The sequence below is a fragment of the Azospirillaceae bacterium genome (assembly GCA_028283825.1).
Classification (GTDB): Bacteria; Pseudomonadota; Alphaproteobacteria; order Azospirillales; family Azospirillaceae; genus Nitrospirillum.
The window spans coordinates 227,387-246,576 of sequence record JAPWJW010000004.1 but is presented as its reverse complement, the minus strand read 5'-3'; the positions used below and the strand labels follow the sequence as shown (position 1 = coordinate 246,576).

The following is a 19,190-nucleotide window of genomic DNA, read 5'->3' as shown; positions in this document are numbered from 1 at the left end:
GGGTTAAAGCCCGGGGCATGACCGACACGCCCCCTAATGCGGCCCAGGGTGCCGCCACGACCCAGATCGAAACCCTGTTCGCCACCCGCATCTACCGGGCCGAACTGACCGATCTGATGCCCGCGAATGAGGAAATCGCCGCCTGCTGTGTCAGTGCGGCGGAGGACGACGGTGCCGGCCGGCGCTGGTCGGACAAGCATGGCTACACCGGCTATACCAGTTACGCCTCGCTGGACGACCTGATCTGGCGCTTCCCCGTGCTGAAGGGCCTGAAGACCCAGTTGGACCGCCACGCCAAGGCCTTCGCCAAGGTGCAGGAATGGGACCTGGGCGGCCGCAAGCTGGAACTGGATTCCCTGTGGATCAACGTGCTGGATCCGGGCGGCTTCCACGGATCGCACATCCATCCCAACAGCGTGATCAGCGGCACCTACTATGTCCAGGTGCCGGCCGGCGCTTCGGTCCTGAAGTTCGAGGATCCGCGCCTGGCCCTGATGATGGCGGCCCCGCCGCGCAAGGCCAAGGCCGACCGGTCGCTACAGCCCACCATCGCCCTGATACCCCAGGCCGGCACCCTGCTGATGTGGGAAAGCTGGCTGCGGCACGAGGTGGCGCTGAACCGCGCGGATGAGGAACGCATCTCCCTCAGCTTCAATTACGCCTGGCGGTGATGGGCGATAGGGTCAGCAGGAATGGGTATCGTTCTGCCGCTTGCGGTGCGCGCCCCGCGCCTCATCCGTCAGGCGAACGGCGTATTCGATAATCTCCGCGTCGGTCATGCCGGACGTCTCTGCTGGAATGGGAAGCTTGTCCAGCGCGGGGCGTAGACGGCGGGCCGTCACCTTGCGCGCATCGCCTGCATCCACGTATTCGATGGACACACGCACGCACCGCCCCTGCTGGAACCCGGCCTGTACGGCCGCTTCGTTCAGCTTGCCCACGTCTACTTCCAATGTGGTCTTGGCGGGTGCCATGCGGCTGTCCTCAAATACTATCCTGACATTGTAAGGCTGGAAATTGAAGGCGTCAAACTGGCGTCTTCTGTCAGGCCATGATGCTTCGGGTCGGGACTATTCCCCTGAATCGTACCGCACGCGATTGTCATGGATGGCCGCGAGGTTGGCGCGGGCCCATTCCGCCAACTGGCGCACCGGCACGGCCAGGGACTGTCCCAGCGCCGTCAGCGCGTATTCCACCTGTGGCGGCGTGGTGGGGCAGACCGTGCGCGACACCATGCCGTCACGCTCCAAGGTCTTGAGCGTGCGGGTCAGCATCTGCTGGGAGATGCCGGCCACCTGGCGCTTGATGTCGTTGAAGCGCCGCGGCTGCTCACGCAGCGCCACCACCACCTGCACCGTCCATTTGTCACCGACACGGTTGAGCACCTCGCTCACTCCCCGGCAATCCCTGGGCGCATCGGGGGGAACCTCGGCTGACGTGGGCACATCCATATGACCTGGTCCCAAAAATATGCGTTCTTGTGGGTCCAGCCTATAGTCACCTATTTGGTGCTGGTCAACTTTATAGACCACCTCAGGCCGGCTTCGGCCGTCCCGAGCGGTCGGCCAGTAGGGGACTTCCCATGAACCTGTTTTATTTTCCCGGTGCGTGCAGCCTCGCCTCCCATATCGCCCTTGCCGAGGCGGGCATGTCCTACCGGCTGGTGACCATCGACATGGAAAAGCGGACCAGCGACGGGCGCGATTTCCGGGCGATCAATCCCAAGGGATTCATCCCGGCGCTGGAACTGGATGATGGCGCGGTATTGGCCGAATCCCTGGCCATCCTCACTTACATCGCCGATCAGGCCGGCATCCTGCTGCCCCGCGAGGGCTTCGGCCGCTGGAAGGTGCTGGAGGCCCTGTCCTTCATGGCGACGGAGGTCCACGGCAATTTCAAGCCGTTCTGGAAAAAGGCGCCTGACGCGGAGAAGGACAGGTCACGGGCGTTGCTGCTCCGGCACTTCGCCACCTTGGCGGACGAGCTGGGTGGCGGGCCGTTCCTGGTCGGCGACCGGATGACGATCGCCGACGCCTATCTGTTCGTGATGCTGCTGTGGGCGGCCCGGCACGAGATCGATGTGCCGGAAGAATTGCGGACTTACGCCGCCCAACTGAAGCACGTGCCGTCGGTCGCGCGGGCGCTGGCCGAGGAGGGGCTCACTTAAGCGTCGTACCCCGGCGATTCCCGGGCCAGGCGGCGCAGCAGGCCGGCCCAGGGCAGCTTGGCATGGTCGGGGCGGTGATTGGCCACCTGCTGGCGCACCTCTTCCTGCGCATGCTCCGGCGCCAGCAGGATGCCGTCGCGCCCGGCGCTGAGGGTGCGGACCTGCAGGGTGGCCGACCGCTCCAGGGAATGGATGCCCAGGAAGGCGTGGGCGGCGGTCGGCCCCAAGGCCAGGGTGCCGTGGTTGCGCAGCAGCAGCAGGCTTTTGTCGCCCAGATCGGCCACCAGCCGCTCCCGCTCATCCAGGTTCAGGGCGATGCCTTCATAGTCGTGATAGGCCAGGCGAGGGATGACGGTCAGCGAATGCTGGTTCAGGGGCAGCAGGCCTTCCTTGTGTGACGACACGGCGATGCCGTCGGCGGTGTGCAGGTGGATGACGAACCGGGCGTCGTGCCGGGCGCCGTGGATGGCGGAATGGATGGTGAATCCCGCCGGGTTGATGCCGTATTCGGTATCCTCCCACACTGGCGCTTGCAGGATCTTGCCGTCCAGATCGACCTTCACCAGGCTGCTGGCCGTGATCTCATCGAAATAGAGGCCGAAGGGATTGATCAGGAAATGTTCATCCGGGCCCGGCACGCGGGCGGAGATGTGGGTGTAGATCAGGTCGGTCCAGCCGAACAGCGCCACCAGGCGGTACAGCGCCGCCAATTCCACCCGGACCTGCCATTCCTCTTCACTGACGCGCCCCTTCAGGGACTGGATGCCGAGATAGGACCCGTCGGCCATGATTGATCACTCCTTCACTGCGCGAACATTATGCGGATGTCAGGATTCCCCTGGCGGAGCGCGCGCGTCAATTGAAGGTAATTAAAGGGAATATTGGGCGCGGAATGTATTAACGATGCTCAAGGCCGTGTTGAAGATAACTAAACGTTCCCCGCCCCGGCGGCTGGTTAGGATGGGCGCCCTTGAATGAATGGGACGTGAGGCGGCGATGGTTGTTGCAGGCGGTGGGCTGACGCGGCGCGGGATGATCGGGGCGGGGGCGGGCATGGCCCTGCTGGCCGCCTGCGGCAAGAAGGCCCCGGCCGAGGCCGTGCTGCGCGTCGGCGACCAGCGCGGCGGGTTGCAGGCGCTGCTCAGCTCCTTTCCCGATGACAAGGCCGGTTTGTCCTATCGCATCGAATGGGCGCAGTTCGCCAACGCCGCCCCGGTGATCGAGGCGCTGAACGCCGAGGCGGTGGATCTGGGCCCCGTGGGCGACGCGCCCTTCGGCTTCGGCCTGGCCGGCAAGGCGCGCATCAAGGCGGTGGCGGCCTACCGCTCCAGCGGGCACGGCACCGCCGTGCTGGTGAAGCCCGACGGCCCGGTCCAGGGTATCGCCGACCTGGCCGGCCGGCAGGTTGCCACCAGCAAGGGGTCCATCGGCCATTTCCTGGTGCTGCGCGCCTTGGCGGAAGCCGGCGTGGCGGACAAGGCCAACATCGTCTTCCTGACGCCCAACGATGCCAAGGCCGCCCTGATCGCCGGCAGCGTGGACGCTTGGTCCACCTGGGACCCCTATACCGCCCTGGGCCAGTTGCATGACGGCCTGCGTGTGCTGGTGGATTCGGAGGGGCGCATGCCCGGCCTGTCCTACCTGCTGGCGACGCCGGCCGCCCTGGACCAGCGCCGCGACCTGGTGCGCGACTTCGTCGGCCGCATCAACCGGGCGCGGGAATTCACGGCGGCCCAGCCCGACAGTTACGTCGCCGTCTTCGCCGAGCAAACCGGCGTGCCCAAGGACGCGGCGGCCCTGATGATCCGCCGCACCAACTTCCGCCCCGTGCCCATCGCCGACGATGTCATCACGGCGCAGCAGGGCATCGTCGACCTGTTCGCCCAGGCCGGCCTGGGCGGCGACGGTGTCGACGTCCGGCCGGCGTTCGAAGTAAGTTTATAGACGCCCACAGATGGCGGGCGCGGCCATCCGGCCGCTTGCCTTGTCCTCGATTCAAGGGCAGCGTCAGCGCCCTAAAATCTCCGGCGCCCCCAGTCGGGGGCTACAGCGGCATGAGCATCAACTCATGCCGCTGGGGGCTCAGACCTTCGCCGCCGCCGGCACGGCGCGGAAGCTGATGGCCAGGCGGTTGTAGGCGTTCATCAAACCGATGGCGATGGTGAGATCCGACAGTTCCTTGTCGGTGAAGTGGGCGCGGGCGGCCTGGAATTCCGCGTCCGGCACGGCGGTGTCGGCCACGCGGGTCACGGTTTCGGCCCAGCGCAGGGCGGCCTGTTCCTTTTCCGTGAACAGCGCGCCCGCCTCATGCCAGACGGACACCAGCACCAGCTTTTCCACGGTCAGCCCGCCCTTCAGCAGGTCGCGGGAATGCATGTCGATGCAATAAGGCGCAGCCGTTGATCTGCGAGGTGCGCAGATAGACCAGGTCAACCAATTGGGCCGGCAGGCCGCACTGGCTGATGTAGCCATAGACGCCGCCCAGGGCCTTCATGCCGGCGGGGGCGGCGGCGGCGTAGTCGAGACGTAGGCTCATGATCGGGGTTCCTTCGGGTCAGGGGTGGAACATCGTAACGTTGACGGTGGCCGGGTGTGGGGACGCTGCGTCCGGGGCAACGATTTCGGCCGGCCGCCATGTTTGATGACCAGAGGATGCGCCACCCATGGGTCAGCGAATAGACCCAAGAATGATCAAAAATGCTGTACCATGATGCCCATGGACGCCGACCTTTCCTTCCATGTCGACCGGGCCGCCGGCACGCCGCTGGCGGCCCAGATCCACGCCACCCTGCGCCGGGCCATCCTGGACGGGCGTTTGGCCGCCGGTGCCCGCCTGCCGTCGTGGCGCGACCTGGCGGCACAGCTGGGTGTCGCGCGCGGCACTGTGCGCGTGGCCTATGAACGGCTGGTTGATGAGCAGTTGGCCGTGGGCATGGGGGCGGCGGGCACCCGCGTGGCGCGCTGGCCCGTGGCCGAAGCCCCGGTATTGGCGCCGACGTCCGAGACCGGGCCGTTGCCGGCCTTCTTCCCTGATTTCGAGGTGCCGCCCCTGGCCTTCCAGATGGGCGTGCCGGCGCAGGACGCCTTTCCCTTTACCCTGTGGTCCCGGGTTCTGACGCAGGGCGCGCGGGTCGCCGCGGCGGCGCCGGTGGGGTATCCCGACCCGCGTGGTCATGCCGAGTTGCGGGCGGAGATCGCCGCATATCTCGCCATCGCGCGCGGCATCCGCTGCGCCCCGGCCCAGGTGCTGGTGACGTCCGGATTCAGCGCCACCATCGGCCTGGTCATCCGCGCCCTGCGGCTGGAGGGCAAGGCGGCGTGGATGGAGGAACCGGGCTTCCCCTTGACGCGTCTGGCGCTGACCTTCGCCGGCATGATGCCGGCCCCTGTGCCGGTGGACGGGCAGGGGATCGATGTCGCCGCCGGCATCAGGGCGGCCCCCGATGCCGCGCTGGCGGTGGTGACGCCGGGGCAGCAGGCGCCCTTGGGCGTGGCCCTGTCGCTGCCGCGCCGTGTCGCCCTGCTGGACTGGGCGCGGCGGACCGGCGCCTGGGTGCTGGAGGATGATTACCTGAGCGAGCTGCAACTGGCCGGGCGGGCGGCCCCGGCCCTGGCGGCGGTGGACCATGCCGCCGGCGGCGACGGCCGGGTGCTGCACGCCGGCACCTTCAGCAAGACCCTGAGCCCCGCCTTGCGCCTGGGTTTCCTGGTGGTGCCGCCGGCGCTGGCCGGCCATTTCGGCGACGTGGCCGCCTGCCTGGCGCCCGCCCCGGCTGCGCCGGTGCAGCGCGCCGTCGCCGCCTTCCTGCGCGATGGGCATTATTTGCGCCATCTGCGCCGCATGAAGCGCCTTTACGCCGCCCGCCGGGCCGCGCTGGCCCAGGCGCTGCGCGGCCGGCTGGCGGTACGGGCTACCGCCGGCCTGTCGCTGGTGGTCGACCTGCCGCCGGGCACGGACGACCAGGCCGTGGCGGTGCAGGCCCTGGCCTACGGCATGGCGCCAGTGCCGCTGTCGCCCTGGTACGGGACGGAGGTGGCGCATGGCCTGCTGCTGGGCGTCACCAACCTGAATGAGCGCCGGCTGGCGGCCGACTGCGACCGCCTGGTCCATCTGGTGGCCGGCAATTCATCCGCCCCGCCATCGCGGGCTTGACGGCGCGCCCGGTCCTGCCCATCCTGCGCCCCATGAACGCCCTGTTCCTCACTGCCGTGGTTGCCAAAACCACTACCCAGACCACCACGACCGCCACCGGCGGGGCGTGTGGAATGGGCTTGCCGGCGTAAAGGCCAGGTCGTTCCGCATCCCCCGCCCTTCGGGACGGGGGAGGACACTGTGGATGCCCCTCCGTTCCCCCTGATCGAACGGAGACATCCCATGAGCAGCAATCCTTCCAGATCCCCGTCATCGCCTTCACGGGCCGCCCTGCTGGTCATCGACATGCAGGTTGGCCTGGTGCATGGGTCCACGCCGGCGCACGGCGGGGCGGTCGTCGTCTCTCGCATCCGGGATCTGGCGTTCCGCGCCCGGGCCGCCGGCGGCCTGGTGGTGCTGGTCCAGCATGACGGCCCCGCCGGGTCGCCCGCCGCCCCCGGTGCCGCCGACTGGCAATTGGTGGAGGAACTGGCGCCCTGTTCGGGCGACGTGGTGCTGCGCAAGACGCGGCCCAGCGTGTTCGCCGGCACCGATTTGGCCGCGTTGCTGCGCGACCATGGGGTGGGGCGCCTGGTGCTGGCCGGCATGAAGACGGAATATTGCGTGGACGCGTCGTGCCGGGCGGCCCGCGACTTAGGGTTCGAGGCCGTGCTGGCCGCTGATGCCCACACCACGGTGGATACGCCGGCCCTGTCCGCCGCCGCCATCATCCGCCACCACAACCAGACCCTGGCCGGCCCCTTCGCCCAGGTGCTGCCGACCGGCGCCATCGGTTTTTGAGGCGGGCGGGCCCTTCCCCAAAATATCCATAAAATGCGAACAAAGGCCCAAGTTCTGGAAATCAGCCGATTTTATTGCGGTTAATCTTCGCATTTTTCCGACGGTCACCGTTTGGTCACGGGCAACACCGCCACAACTGCGCTTGGTAAAGGCACTGGCGATCTAACGCCGGGCAAAGGGACCGACGAGGGTGGGGAGGACGCGTGATGGTGAAAGGCGCCAAGGTCGCCGGCATGCCGGCATCGGGCGGACTGCTGGCGGGCACCTCGCTGCTGATCCTGGGGGTGGTTCTGGCCCCTTCCGACGTGCGGGCGCAGGACGTGACGCTGACAGGCGCCACCATCGGGTATGCCAACGCCGGCACCCTCAACAGCCTGGTCGTGACCGGAACCGGCATTGTCGCGGGCGGCAGCGCAACGGGTGTCGCCAACACCGGTGTCATCGCCACGCTGAGCAATGACGGCAGCATCACCGGCACCTTCGGCCTGCGCAACCAGGGCAGCATCGGCCTGCTGCTGGAGGATGGCGTCATCGTCGGCGGGCCGGTCGCCCTGCTGAACCAGGGCAGCATCGACACCGTTTCCATCGGCGCCCATGCCCACCTGACGGCCGCCACCACGGCGTTCTACACCAGCGGCACCGTCGGCACGCTGGTCAACAGCGGCACCATCGGCGACGGCATCGCCGGCAGCCAGTTCGCCATCTATAACGACGGTGTCATCGGCACCTTCATCAATAACGGCGTGCTGAATGGTGCCGCCGGCGGATTGGTGAATGTCGGACGGCTGGACATGCTGGTGAACACCAACGCCGTGCTGGGCTTCAGCGTGGCGGTGTTCAACAAGGGCACCATCGGCGTGCTGGCCAACAGCGGCACCCTCAACGCCGCCAACACCGCCCTGTACGTCCACACCATCGGCAGCCTGGGCATCCTGAACAACAGCGGCCTGATCGGGGGCCTGTCGGGTGTGTTGAACGAGGGCACGATCGGCACGCTGATCAATTCCCTGACCGGCAACATCACCGGTGGCACCCTGGCGGCGGTGCTGAACCGCGCCGCCTTCGGCCTGGTGGACAATGCCGGCACCATCAGCGCCCTTCTGTCCGGCCTCTACAATCTGGGCACGCTGGGCACGGTCAGCAACAGCGGCACCATCACCGGGCGCAGCGTGGCGCTGGTGAACTGGGGCACCTTGGGCACGGTCAGCAACACCGGCCTCATCACCAGCCGGGGGGAGGGTGTCTACAACGGCCAGGGCGTGCTGACCCTGCTGGACAATGCCGGCACCATCAGTGGCTACAAGGGCTTGGCCAACGCCACCATCCTGGGGTCGGTCAGCAACAGCGGCGTCATCAAGGGCACCGGCTTCGGCATCGACCTGTCCGGCGCCACCGGAACCATCAGCAACAGCGGCGTGATCAGCGGCCCCACCGCCCTGCGCCTGAACAGCGGCGCCACCCTGGCGGCCCTGGTCAACCAGGGCACCATCATCGGCAACATCGTGAACCTGTCGGCCGAGGCCATGACCATCGCCGGCGGCACGGTGCCGGGCACGCTAACGGGTGTCGCAGGCGCCCAGGCCACCATCAGCCATACCGTGGGCGATCTGGTGTTCGGCCCCGGCGCCCTGCTGCTGAACGACGCGGTGGACGTCACCGGCCATGCGGTGGTGAACAACGGAGCCGCCCTGGCCCTGTCCGGGGTGGTCAGCATCGCCGGCGGCTACACCCAGACCCGGGGCAGCCTTGAGGTCACGCCCGGCACCGCCTGGCTGGCGGTCAGCGACGCCGCCGCGCTGACCGGCGGCACGGTGGTGGGGCACGTGTCCGCCACCGCCAACTATCTGGCGGGCGATGCCGCCGGCACCCTGGTGCAGGGTGGTGCGGGGTCCAGCTATACCGGCGTCACCGTTGTCGCCGGTGTTGCCGGCCTGGCGGCCACCGGGCGGGTGGACGGGACCGACCTGGTCCTGGCGGCGGCCAACGACTATGTCGGCGGCAGCCTGCCCATGCTGGCCAACACCGGCACCCTGACGGCGGCGACGGCGGTGTATGTCGCCGCCACCGGCACGCTGGGTACTCTTTCCAACAGCGGCGTCATCGCTGGCGCCATCCTGAATGACAGCACCTCCGGCCTGACCATCACCGGGGCCACCGGCGGTGCGCTGGGTACCCTGATCGGCCTGGGCGGTGGAGTGGGCCTGCTGCGCAGCCGGGGCGGCGACGTGGTGTTCGGGGGCGGTGGCCTGCTGGTGAACGCGGGCATCGACGTGGGCGCCCACACGGTGCTGAACAGCGGAGCCAGCCTGGTGCTGGGCACCACCCTGTCCATCACCGGCAACTATACCCAGACCGGCGGCACCCTGGCGCTGGGCGCCAGTCAGCTGGTGGTCAGCGGCGCGGCGTTGCTCAGCGGCGGCACGGTGACGGCCAACCTGGCGGCCGGCGGCACCCAGTTGGCCGGTGCCGTGCTGGGCACCCTGGTGATCGGTGGCGGTGCGTCCAGCTACAGCGGTGTGTTGACCGAGGTGACGGTGCCCGGCCTGACGGCCGCGGTCGCCACCGTCACCATCGGCGGCCTGGTGGAACTGGTGGCCACGGTGGCCAACAACTATATCGGCGGCACCACCGCCACGCTGGGCAACAGCGGCGTGGTCAGCGCCGACACCGCCGTCTATGTCGGCACCGCCGGCAGCGTCGGCACCCTTACCAATATCGGCACCCTGCAGGGCACCGTCGCCGGTGTCGCCAACCTGGGTGCCGTCGGCACGCTGGACAATGGCGGTACGATCACCGGCGGGGTGACCGGCATCGGCAACTACGCCGGCGCCCATATCGGCACGCTCAGCAACAGCGGCGTGGTGCAGGCGCCGCTGGCGCTTTACAACGCCGGCACCATCGACGTGCTGGTCAATGACGGCCGGATCATCGACGCCGGCGCGCCCACGGCCGCCGGCCTCTACAACATCGGCAGCATCGGCACGGTGCTGAACGCCGGTACCCTGGTGGGGGCGACCTACGGCGTCTATAACGCCGGCACCATCGGATACCTGTCCAACAGCGGCGTGATCGCGGCGCCGACCGCCATCCTGGTGGAAAATGGCGGCCGGTTGGGCACCTTGGCCAACAGCGGCACCATCGCCGGCGACATCCTCAACCTGTCGGGCGAGGCGCTCAGCATCACCGGCGGTTCCGGCGTTGCCGTCGGTACGCTGACCGGTTACACCGCCGGCCAAAAGGGCACGATCACCAGCACGCTCGCCAACGTCGTGCTGGCGTCCGGCAACTTGGCCCTGAACGATGATGTCAACGTCGGCGCCGGCACACTGGTCAACACCGGGGCGTCAGTGCTGCTGACCGGATCGGTCAGCGTCACCGGCAATTACGCCCAGGTCGCCGGCACCCTGGTGGCTGGCCTGGGTGGCGCCGGCGCAGGTGAACTGGTGGTCAGCGGCAGTGCGGCACTGACGGGTGGCACCGTCGCTGTCTCCGCCCTGGCGGGTACCAACCTGATCGCGGGGCAGGCCTACACCCTCGCCCAGGTGGGTGGGGTGCTGGCGGCGACAGATGTGGTGGCGATGGTCACGGGCTTCAGCGCCACCCTGGGCACCGCCACCAACGGCGGCGCCACCGCCCTGCTGCTGACGGTGGTCAGCGACTATATCGGTGGCACCCTGGGCACCCTGGCCAATACCGGCGCCCTCACCGCCGCGACGGCCGTGAACGTGGCGGCGGGCGGTTCACTGGGCACACTAGTCAATACCGGCAGCCTGGTGGGGGGCGCCAATGCCATCCGGGTGGACGCCGCGGGCAGCCTGGGCAGCCTGGCCAACAGCGGCACCATCAGCGGCAACATCGTCAACCTGTCGTCCAACGCCCTCAGCATCACCGGCGGCAGCGGTTCGGTGACGGGCAGCCTGACCGGCGGCACCATCACCAGCACCGGCGCCAATGTCGTGCTGGCGTCCGGCAACGTGGCGATCAGCGACGCGGTCAACGTCGGCACCGGCACGCTGGTCAACAACGGCGCATCCGTGCTGCTGGCCAGCAGCGTCAGCGTGACGGGCAACTACAGCCAGACGGGCGGCACCCTGGCCGCCGGCATCGGCAGTGGTACGGCCGGCGAACTGGTGGTCAGCGGTTCGGCCAGCCTGACGGGCGGCACCGTGGCCGTCACCGCCCTGGCGGGCGCCAACCTGCTGGCCGGCGACAGCTACACCATCGTCGAGGCCGGCGGCAGCCTGTCGGCCAGCGGCCTGACGGCGGCGGCCAGCGGCTTCACCGCCACCCTGGGCACGGTCGCCGGTGGCAGCGCCACCGACCTGGTCCTGACCCTGGTCAGCGATTACGTCAGCGGCACCCTGGGCACCCTGACCAACAGCGGCACGCTGTCCGCCGTCACGGCGGTCAACATCACCGGCAGCGGCAACGTCGGCAATCTTTCCAACACCGGCACCATCATCGGCAATGTGCTCAACAGCAGCGCCAATGATCTGGTGATCACCGGTGGCTCCAACGGCACGGTGGGCGTCTTCACCGGCGGTACCATCAGCAACACCCAGGCCAACCTGACCTTCGCTTCGGGCGACCTCAGCCTGGGCGACGCCATCGACGTCGGCAGCCACACGGTGACCAATGCCGGGGCCAACCTGGCGCTGGCCAGCAATGTGGCGGTTACCGGCAATTACAGCCAGTCGGCCGGCATCCTGGGCGTCAATGGCCATGTGCTGAGCATCAGCGGTGCGGCCAGCATCACCGGCGGTGTGGTCAATGCCGGCCTGTCCGCCACTGCCAACTACCTGGTGGGCGACAGCGCCACGCTGGTCAGCGGCGGCGCGGGGTCCAGCTACGGTGGTGCCACCGTCACCAGCGGCATTACCGGCCTGGACGCCACGGCATCCACCAGCGGCACCAGCCTGCTGGCGAATGCCGCCAACGACTACATTGGCGGCAGCCTGGACAGCCTGGCGGTCACCGGCACCCTGGCCAACACGGCCGGTGGCGCCACGGCGCTGTATGTCGCCCCGACCGGTACGCTAGGCACGCTCGCCAACAGCGGCACCATCATCGGCAACGTGGTGAACAACGGCGCCAATGATTTGGTGGTGACCGGCGGGTCCAACGGCACGGTGGGTGTCTTCACCGGCGGCACCATCAGCAACACGCAGGCCAACCTGGTGTTCGCCTCGGGCGACCTCAGCCTGGGCGACGCCATCAACGTCGGCAGCCACACGGTCACCAACACCGGGGCCAGCCTGGCCCTGGCGGGCGACGGGACGGTAACGGGCAACTACAGCCAGACCGGCGGCAGCCTGAATGTCGCCGGCCATGTGCTGAGCGTCAGCGGGGCGGCCAACATCACCGGCGGCACGGTCAATGCCGGCCTGTCGGGCGTCGCCAACTACTTCGTGGGCGATAGCGTCGCCCTGGTGCAGGGTGGGGCGGGCTCCAGCTACTCAGGGGCCACCGTCACCAGCGGCATCACCGGCCTGGATGCCACCGGTTCGGTCAGCGGCAACACCCTGCTGGCCAGCGCCGCCAACGACTATATCGGCGGCACGCTGGATACGCTGAACGTCACCGGCACGCTGACCAACACCGCCGGCGGCGCCACGGCGCTGTACATCGCCAGCACGGGTACCCTGGGCGCCCTGTCGGTCACCGGCGCCATCGTCGGCGATATCGCCAACTATTCCAGCACCGACCTGTCCATCAGTGGCGGCACGGACGCGGCGCCGGGCACGCTGACGGGAACCAACGGTGGTGTCGGCCAGATCACCAACACCCTGGCCAACCTGCGCTTCGCGTCCGGCACGCTGCTACTGAACGACAACATCAATGTCGGCAGCCATAGCGTGATCAACAGCGGGGCGACCCTGCTGGTGAACAGCGCCATCAACATCACCGGCAGCTACAGCCAGAGGGCGGGCAACCTGGTGGTCGGCGTCAGCAGCACCGGCAGCTACGGCAGCCTGGTGATCAGCGGATCGGCCAGCCTGACCGGCGGCAGTGTCACGCTGAAGGCCACCAGCGGTTCCCTGTCGGCCGGCAGCTACACCATCGTCGCGGCCAGTGGCGGCCTTGCCACCAGCAACCTGGTGCTGACGGCCGCCGGCTACACCGTGACCAGTTCCACCATCACCAGCGGCGGCAGGACCGACCTGGTGCTGACCCTGAACACGGCCAGCACCGGAACCACGGGTGGCGATGGGGGGGCGACGGGCGGTGGCAATGGCGGCGGTGGGGACGTTGGGACGGGTGGGGGCACGACGCCAACCAGGCCTGGCACTAACTACGCCGCCGTGGGCCGGGCTGCTGGCGGGGCGGCCATGGGCACGGGCGCCGCCTTGGACATCATCGCGGCCAGTGGCGGCACGGCAGCGCAGGCCGTCCAGTTGGCCGTGCTGGCGCCCCTGGACAGCCTGATCGGCGCCGCCCGCCAGGCGGCGGTGGCGCAGCTTTCGCCCAGCCAATTGACCGCCCAGTCCGTGGCCCTGTCGGTCAGCCCGACCACCACCGCCATCAGCCAGCATCAGCGCACGGCGGCGACCGTGATGGCCGATGGGGGGCCTGGTGCCGGCAGCGGGTCGGCCGGTGGGCAGGGCACGATCTGGGGGGAGGTCCTGGGTGGTGGCGCCCTGCGCGGCGACAGCCCGCAGGCGGCGGGCTATCGTGCCAGCAGCGCCGGCCTGGTGCTGGGCGGCGACTGGTATGCCGACAGCCAGGTCATGGCGGGCTTGGCGTTCAGCTGGCTGAACGGTGCCGCCGTCGGCCAGGGTGTCACGGCTGGCAGCCTGACGCGCGTCGCGACCTATCAGCTGACGGCCTACAGCGTCTGGCGGCCCGACTTCGCCGACCAGCGCCTGTCGGTCGAGGGCCAGGTGGCGTTCGGCTACAACCATTACGACCAGCGCCGCTGGATCGATTTCCTGGGTGCCCGCGCCAACGCCAACTATGGCGGGGAGCAATATGTGGGCAAGCTGACGGTGGGGTACGCCCTGCCCGTGCAGGGCGCCCTGACCCTGACGCCGGAATTTGGCCTGCGCGCCGTGCGCCTGACCAACCACGCCTATGATGAACATGACGCCGGCGTGGCTGGCCTGGCCGTCGGCGCGCTCAAGACCGACAATCTGACGCAGGAGTTGGGCGTGCGCCTGGACACCGCCCTCGACACCGGTGTGGGCCGCCTGCGCCCCGATGTGCGGGTGGCCTGGGTGCACGACTACCTCAACGGCCCCGTCGCCACCACCGGCGAACTGGGTGGCGTCGGTTTCGTCAGCAGCACCGGCCAGTTGGCCGCCGACGGTCTGGCCCTGGGCCTGGGCGCCACCCTGGACCACGGCGATGGTCTCACCCTGCGCCTGGAATATGCCGGCGAGCTGCGCCGCGACTACCAGAGCCATTCCGGGGTGCTGCGCGCCAGCTGGAGTTTTTAGGTCGCTTCAAGCGCCGGCGGGCCATCCGGCCCTTGGCTATCCTCAGTTTTCAGTCCGCTACGCTCCCCAAAAACTTCCGGCGACCGCAGTCGCGGCCTAGCGGCATGAGGGGGAACTCATGCCGCCGAAAACCTACCGCGCCGGTGTGGGCGCGGTGGAGGCGCGCACCACCATCTCATGCGGCACCAGGCGGTGGGGGACGGCGCCGTTGTTGCGCCGTTCCGTCAGGCGGGCGATCAGCAGGTCGGCCGCTTCCTCCCCCAGCTGCTTCATGGGCTGGCGCACCGTGGTCAGGGCCGGCCAGGTCATGGAGGCGATGGGGCAATCATCGAAGCCCGCCACCGACAGATCGTCCGGCAGCTTGAGGCCCCGCGCCTGGGCCGCCACGATGACGCCGGCCGCCATCTCGTCATTGCAGGCGAAGATGGCGGTGGGCCGGTCGCTCAAACCCAGCAGGCGGTCGGCGCAGGGCAAGGCCGAGGGAAAGGTGAAGGCCCCCTGTTCCACCAGCGCCGGATCCTCCGCGATCCCCACCTCCGCCAGCGCGTCGTGATAGCCCTGGTGGCGCCGGTCGGTGGCCGCGTGGTTGCCGGGCCCCTTGATCAGGCCGATGCGCCGGTGGCCCAGCGCCAGCAGATGGCGGGTCATGGCCGCCGCCGCCTGGCGCTCGTCTATCCAGACGGAGGAGGATACCTCCCCCCCCGGTTCCGGCGTCACCCGCACCACCGGTACGCTTTTCCCCGCCAGCACGGACAGCACGGCCGGGTTGTCGGTGATGGGGGCCGTCAGCACCACGCCGTCGGGGCGCAGCCAATCCAGCACGGCGCGCACCCGCTGTTCCACGTCATCGCCGCGGTAGTCGATCTCCTCGATCAGCAAGTGATAGCCCAGGGCGCGGCAACGGTTCAGCAGGCCCGCCTGGATCTCCATGGTGTAGGGGCCGGCCGGGTCGCCGTAGAGATGGGCCAGCAGGTATGAGCGTTTGCCGGCCAGGGTGCGCGCCGACATATTGGGCTGATAGCCCAGATCCTTGATGGCTTGGGTCACGCGGTCCAGCGTGGCCCGGTTGACATAGGGCTCGCCATTCAACACCCGGGACACGGTCTTGATCGACACGCCCGACTGTCGGGCGACATCGATGATCGTCGGCTTACGGGCGTCGGCCCCCATGGAATCGGCTCCTGACAAAAAAGAAGGGCGGCACAATACCATCATGCCGCCCCATAGTGGACGCAGAGACCCCGGGGAGAGGGCATGCGTCAAGAAGGGAAAGTAAAACGAGGGTACTGATGAGATGGCCCCGATGCGCTGGGGCCGCCCCCGATGCCCGATCCGGGATAAGTGGATCAGGCGCCGAACTTGAACCGGCCACCCAGCATGAATCGGCGGCCCGAGTTCATGTAGGTGAAGGGCTGGCTCTTGAACTGCAGGTAGGTCTCCTGGGCCTCGTCCGTCAGGTTGATGGCCTCGAAGGTGACGCCGAACTCCGGCGTGAACTGGTAGGCCAACTGGGCGTCCAACTGGCCGTAGGGCCGGCTGAACACGCCGTAGGTCACCGTCTTGCCGGTGGTGGCGTCGGTGAAGGCGAAGGTGGACCCGATGGCGTCGCCGTTCACCGAGCTGGACCGCCAGCTGTAGGACACGCGCGCCTCCAGGCCGCCATGCTCGTAATAGGCCTGCCCCGTCAGGGCGTGCAGCGACACGCCCGGGATGGGCAGGCGGTTCACGAACGAGGTGGAGGTCGACGACGACGACAGGGAGTAGGTGTAGTTGGCGTTGAAGCCCAACCCCATGTCGAAGGCGTACTGGGCGCCCAGTTCAAAACCCTTGATGCTGCCGCCGGTGCCGTTGCTGGGGGCGGTGAAGCCGCCGGCCGTGCCGCCGAAATCGTCCATCACGGTGATGGAGGTGGTCTGCGTCTGGATGAAGGTGTCGATGGACTTGTAGAAGCCGCCCACCGTCACCGCACCCTGGCTGCCGAAGTAGTATTCGTAGCTGAGGTCCAGCTGCGTGGCGCGGAAGGGATCCAGGTCCGGGTTGCCGCCGCTGCCGCCGGTGAACTGGAAGCCCTGCTTGCCGGTGGCGGCGTCGGTGTAGCGGGTGAAGTTGTACTGCGCGCCGGTGCCCAGCTGGTAGGGGCTGGGCGCGGACATCACGCGGGCGGTGCTGAAGCGCACCTTCTGGTCTTCGGTCAGGTCCAGCACGATGTTCAGGCTGGGCAGGATGTCGGTGTAATCCCGCTCACGCGTGACCGTGTTGGGGTTGGTGATGGCGTTGGAGCCGTCCCAGGACTCGTCCGACAGGTAGATGGGGTTGGCGGGCAGGGCGCCGGCCGTCACCGTCTGGCGGGTGTCAACCAGGCGGGCGCCCGCGTTCACGTGGAAGCGATCCTCCTTGCCGCCGAAGTCGGCCATGACATAGCCGGACGTCTGCTTGCTTTCCACGATGAAGGAATTGACCGGGTCGCGCACCATCTGGCCCGGGAAGTTGGGGAACAGGCTCTGCAGCCACTGCACCGGGTTCTGCATCTGCGACAGGTTCTGCACCAGCAGGGCGCCGCCGGCACTGCCGCTGGGGAAGAAATTGCTGATGGTCTGGGCGCGGTTGGGGGCGGACTGGGCGGTGCCGACGACGATGACGGGGGGCGTGGTCGCGGTGCCGGTGGCGCCCACGGCGTTGTTGCCGCCGAAGCCCGCGGCCCCTTCGTTCAGGATGCCCGGGTCCATGTAATAGCCGTAGGTGCCGTAGCAGGTGCCGTTACTGCAATAGGCCTGCTGGCCACCTGACGACTTGTCCAGTTCGAAGTGCGACAGGCTGTAGTTGATCTTGTTGTCGGTGAAGCGGATGCCGGCGGAGATGGTGGTCTTGATCGCCTTGATGAATTCCGGATCGTATTCGGCGTCGGCATGGCCGGACCAGACATCGTCCTTGGAATGGATGTTCCAGGCCCAGGCCGACTTGAACACCGCGTTGTTCGGGTCGCTGATCAGGTTGGCATAGGGCGCGTTGTAGCTGATGGTCGGCAGCGTGCCATTGTTCACATAGGTGAAGGAATAGGCGGGCCCGTGGCTGATCGGGCTGCTGCCGCCGGGGGCCGACGGGTTCAGCGGCTGGGCGCAATAGCCGGTGGGGCTGGTGGCGCAGGCGACCGAGGCGTTGTACTGCGAATATTCCACGTCCTGCTGGGCGCTGTCGGAATTATATTCCGACCGGGCGTAGGACACCTTGAAGCTGCCGCGGAGCGGGCCGCCATTGTCCCACTTGCCGCCGAAATGGAAGTTGTCGGCGGTGACATGGACGTTCTGCACATCGCTGTCGCCCTCCGCGCCCAGGGCCTGGATGGTGGCGGACTTGATGACGCCGTTGCTGTCGATCTCATAGGGCTTGGTGGGGTCGATACCCAACCCTAAGCCGTTGCTGTTGAACCACACCTTGTTCGACGCTTCCTGGGTCAGGATGTCGTAGGTGGAATGCAGCCAGTCGGCGTTGAAGGTCAGGCTATCGGTGGCGGCGTAGTCGATGCCCAGCTGGCTGCTGATGCGGGTGCGCTCGGTATCGCGGTCGGTGTAGTACAGCAGTTCCGGCGAGATGTAGGACACGGGGATGGTGGCCATGGGGTTGCCGGCCCCGGCGGCCGTGCCCGCCGCCGGCTCGATGGCCCAGCCGCCGCGGTTCTGGCCCTGCATCACGTCCGAATGGGTGTCGGTCTGCGAGTAGGAGAACGCCGCCGTCACGCCGATCTTGTTGTTGAAGTTATAGCTGCCGACGATGGCGCCCACCGGTGTCCAGCTGTCCATGCGGGCGTTCTGGCCGTTGGTCATGCGGAAGTTGCCGCCCACGGTCCAGCCCTGCGGGGTGTCCAGGGCCGAGCGGGTCTTCAGGTTGATGACGCCGCCCATGCCGCCGTCCACCAGCTGGGCGTTGGGCGTCTTGTAGACGTCGACGCCGGCGATCAGGTCGGCCGGGATGGCTTCCAGCGAGTTGGTGGCGGTGCCGCCGCCGCCGCCCGAGCCTTCACCGGTGGCGTAGGCCTCAAGGCCGGACAGGAAGGGCTCGCCGTTCAGCAGGGTGATGTTCTGGTCCAGGCCGCGGATGCGCACCTTGGTGCCTTCGCCGTTGGCGCGGTCGATCTGGATGCCCGACAGGCGCTGCAGCGATTCCGCGATGTCCTGGTCGGGCATCTTGCCCATGTCCTCGGCCGTGACCGATTCAATGATCAGGTTGGACTGGCGCTTGTTTTCCAGGGCGTCGGCCAGCGAGCGGCGGAAACCGGTGACGATGATCTCATCCGGCGCGCCCGACGGGGCCGGGGCCGCCTGGGGATCGACGGCCGCCTGCGGGTCGGCGGCGGGGGCGGCGGTCTGGGCCGAGGCGGCGCCGGCCGCCAGGATGGCGATGGAGGCGGCGCCCATCAACAGCCGCCGCAAAATCTTCAACTCTCCGTGCATGATTTCCCTCCCTACGGGTTCTCGTGGGTACGCGGGTCCGGCCACCGCCCGTCCGCCCCCGCCGGCGCCCGGCAATGCGGGCGCAAGACAGGGTTCGGCGCAGCGATGCTGTCCGGTCGCGATGCTTTACTTGCGTGCCGACACTTGCGTGCCGACGTGCGGGAACGTGCCGATCTGACAGCCGGCTACGCCCGCATCCCTCCGCT

General features: G+C 68.2%; 13 protein-coding genes. 6 read left to right on the top strand and 7 right to left on the bottom strand.

What is annotated here, in order from left to right:
- The first annotated feature begins 17 nt into the window (after positions 1-17).
- Positions 18-671, top strand: a complete 654-nt coding sequence (locus tag PW843_25325; GenBank protein ID MDE1149886.1) for a TIGR02466 family protein — start codon at positions 18-20, stop codon at positions 669-671.
- Between the two features lie 12 nt (positions 672-683).
- On the opposite strand, the gene PW843_25320 is transcribed toward PW843_25325, so the two are convergent.
- On the bottom strand, positions 684-974 hold the full coding sequence (locus PW843_25320; protein MDE1149885.1) for a hypothetical protein: 291 nt from the start codon (positions 972-974) through the stop codon (positions 684-686).
- A 96-nt stretch (positions 975-1,070) separates the two neighbouring features.
- Positions 1,071-1,394, bottom strand: a complete 324-nt coding sequence (locus tag PW843_25315; protein MDE1149884.1) for a helix-turn-helix domain-containing protein — start codon at positions 1,392-1,394, stop codon at positions 1,071-1,073.
- 188 nt (positions 1,395-1,582) lie between these two features.
- On the opposite strand from PW843_25315, the gene PW843_25310 reads away from it, so the two are divergent.
- On the top strand, positions 1,583-2,167 hold the full coding sequence (locus PW843_25310; GenBank protein MDE1149883.1) for a glutathione S-transferase N-terminal domain-containing protein: 585 nt from the start codon (positions 1,583-1,585) through the stop codon (positions 2,165-2,167).
- On the opposite strand, the gene PW843_25305 is transcribed toward PW843_25310, so the two are convergent.
- Complete coding sequence (locus tag PW843_25305; protein ID MDE1149882.1) at positions 2,164-2,955, bottom strand: class II aldolase/adducin family protein; 792 nt, start codon at positions 2,953-2,955, stop codon at positions 2,164-2,166. The two genes, PW843_25310 and PW843_25305, sit on opposite strands and share 4 nt — an antisense overlap.
- A gap of 208 nt (positions 2,956-3,163) precedes the next feature.
- Between PW843_25305 and PW843_25300 the strand changes: the two genes are divergently transcribed.
- On the top strand, positions 3,164-4,111 hold the full coding sequence (locus PW843_25300; GenBank protein ID MDE1149881.1) for an ABC transporter substrate-binding protein: 948 nt from the start codon (positions 3,164-3,166) through the stop codon (positions 4,109-4,111).
- Between the two features lie 138 nt (positions 4,112-4,249).
- Here the strand turns inward: PW843_25300 and PW843_25295 are convergent, their stop codons facing one another.
- Both PW843_25295 and PW843_25290 read right to left on the bottom strand, forming a co-directional pair.
- The gene (locus PW843_25295) at positions 4,250-4,543 is read right to left on the bottom strand and encodes a carboxymuconolactone decarboxylase family protein (protein ID MDE1149880.1); all 294 of its coding nucleotides are present in this window, start codon (positions 4,541-4,543) and stop codon (positions 4,250-4,252) included.
- On the bottom strand, positions 4,473-4,703 hold the full coding sequence (locus PW843_25290) for a hypothetical protein (protein ID MDE1149879.1): 231 nt from the start codon (positions 4,701-4,703) through the stop codon (positions 4,473-4,475). The genes PW843_25295 and PW843_25290 overlap by 71 nt, the downstream gene beginning before the upstream one ends.
- 180 nt (positions 4,704-4,883) lie before the next feature.
- Between PW843_25290 and PW843_25285 the strand changes: the two genes are divergently transcribed.
- From PW843_25285 to PW843_25275, 3 genes are all read left to right on the top strand, one after another.
- Positions 4,884-6,320: a PLP-dependent aminotransferase family protein gene (locus PW843_25285; GenBank protein ID MDE1149878.1), complete on the top strand. Its 1,437-nt coding sequence runs from the start codon at positions 4,884-4,886 to the stop codon at positions 6,318-6,320.
- A gap of 222 nt (positions 6,321-6,542) precedes the next feature.
- A complete protein-coding gene (locus tag PW843_25280; GenBank protein MDE1149877.1) occupies positions 6,543-7,100 on the top strand; it encodes a cysteine hydrolase family protein in 558 nt (185 codons plus the stop codon).
- Between the two features lie 203 nt (positions 7,101-7,303).
- Positions 7,304-14,536: a hypothetical protein gene (locus PW843_25275; GenBank protein ID MDE1149876.1), complete on the top strand. Its 7,233-nt coding sequence runs from the start codon at positions 7,304-7,306 to the stop codon at positions 14,534-14,536.
- Between the two features lie 132 nt (positions 14,537-14,668).
- Here PW843_25275 and PW843_25270 read toward each other — a convergent pair whose 3' ends face one another.
- Positions 14,669-15,706, bottom strand: a complete 1,038-nt coding sequence (locus tag PW843_25270) for a LacI family DNA-binding transcriptional regulator (protein MDE1149875.1) — start codon at positions 15,704-15,706, stop codon at positions 14,669-14,671.
- 176 nt (positions 15,707-15,882) lie between these two features.
- A complete protein-coding gene (locus tag PW843_25265) occupies positions 15,883-18,984 on the bottom strand; it encodes a TonB-dependent receptor (protein ID MDE1149874.1) in 3,102 nt (1,033 codons plus the stop codon).
- Positions 18,985-19,190: the final 206 nt, after the last annotated feature.

Coding starts and splice junctions, on each gene's coding strand:
- PW843_25300 (MDE1149881.1), top strand. CDS start 3,164: ATGGTTGTTGCAGGCGGTGGGCTGACGCGGCGCGGGATGATCGGGGCG.
- PW843_25325 (MDE1149886.1), top strand. CDS start 18: ATGACCGACACGCCCCCTAATGCGGCCCAGGGTGCCGCCACGACCCAG.
- PW843_25320 (MDE1149885.1), bottom strand. CDS start 974: ATGGCACCCGCCAAGACCACATTGGAAGTAGACGTGGGCAAGCTGAAC.
- PW843_25285 (MDE1149878.1), top strand. CDS start 4,884: ATGGACGCCGACCTTTCCTTCCATGTCGACCGGGCCGCCGGCACGCCG.
- PW843_25295 (MDE1149880.1), bottom strand. CDS start 4,543: ATGCATTCCCGCGACCTGCTGAAGGGCGGGCTGACCGTGGAAAAGCTG.
- PW843_25310 (MDE1149883.1), top strand. CDS start 1,583: ATGAACCTGTTTTATTTTCCCGGTGCGTGCAGCCTCGCCTCCCATATC.
- PW843_25280 (MDE1149877.1), top strand. CDS start 6,543: ATGAGCAGCAATCCTTCCAGATCCCCGTCATCGCCTTCACGGGCCGCC.
- PW843_25265 (MDE1149874.1), bottom strand. CDS start 18,984: ATGCACGGAGAGTTGAAGATTTTGCGGCGGCTGTTGATGGGCGCCGCC.
- PW843_25270 (MDE1149875.1), bottom strand. CDS start 15,706: ATGGGGGCCGACGCCCGTAAGCCGACGATCATCGATGTCGCCCGACAG.
- PW843_25305 (MDE1149882.1), bottom strand. CDS start 2,955: ATGGCCGACGGGTCCTATCTCGGCATCCAGTCCCTGAAGGGGCGCGTC.
- PW843_25290 (MDE1149879.1), bottom strand. CDS start 4,703: ATGAGCCTACGTCTCGACTACGCCGCCGCCGCCCCCGCCGGCATGAAG.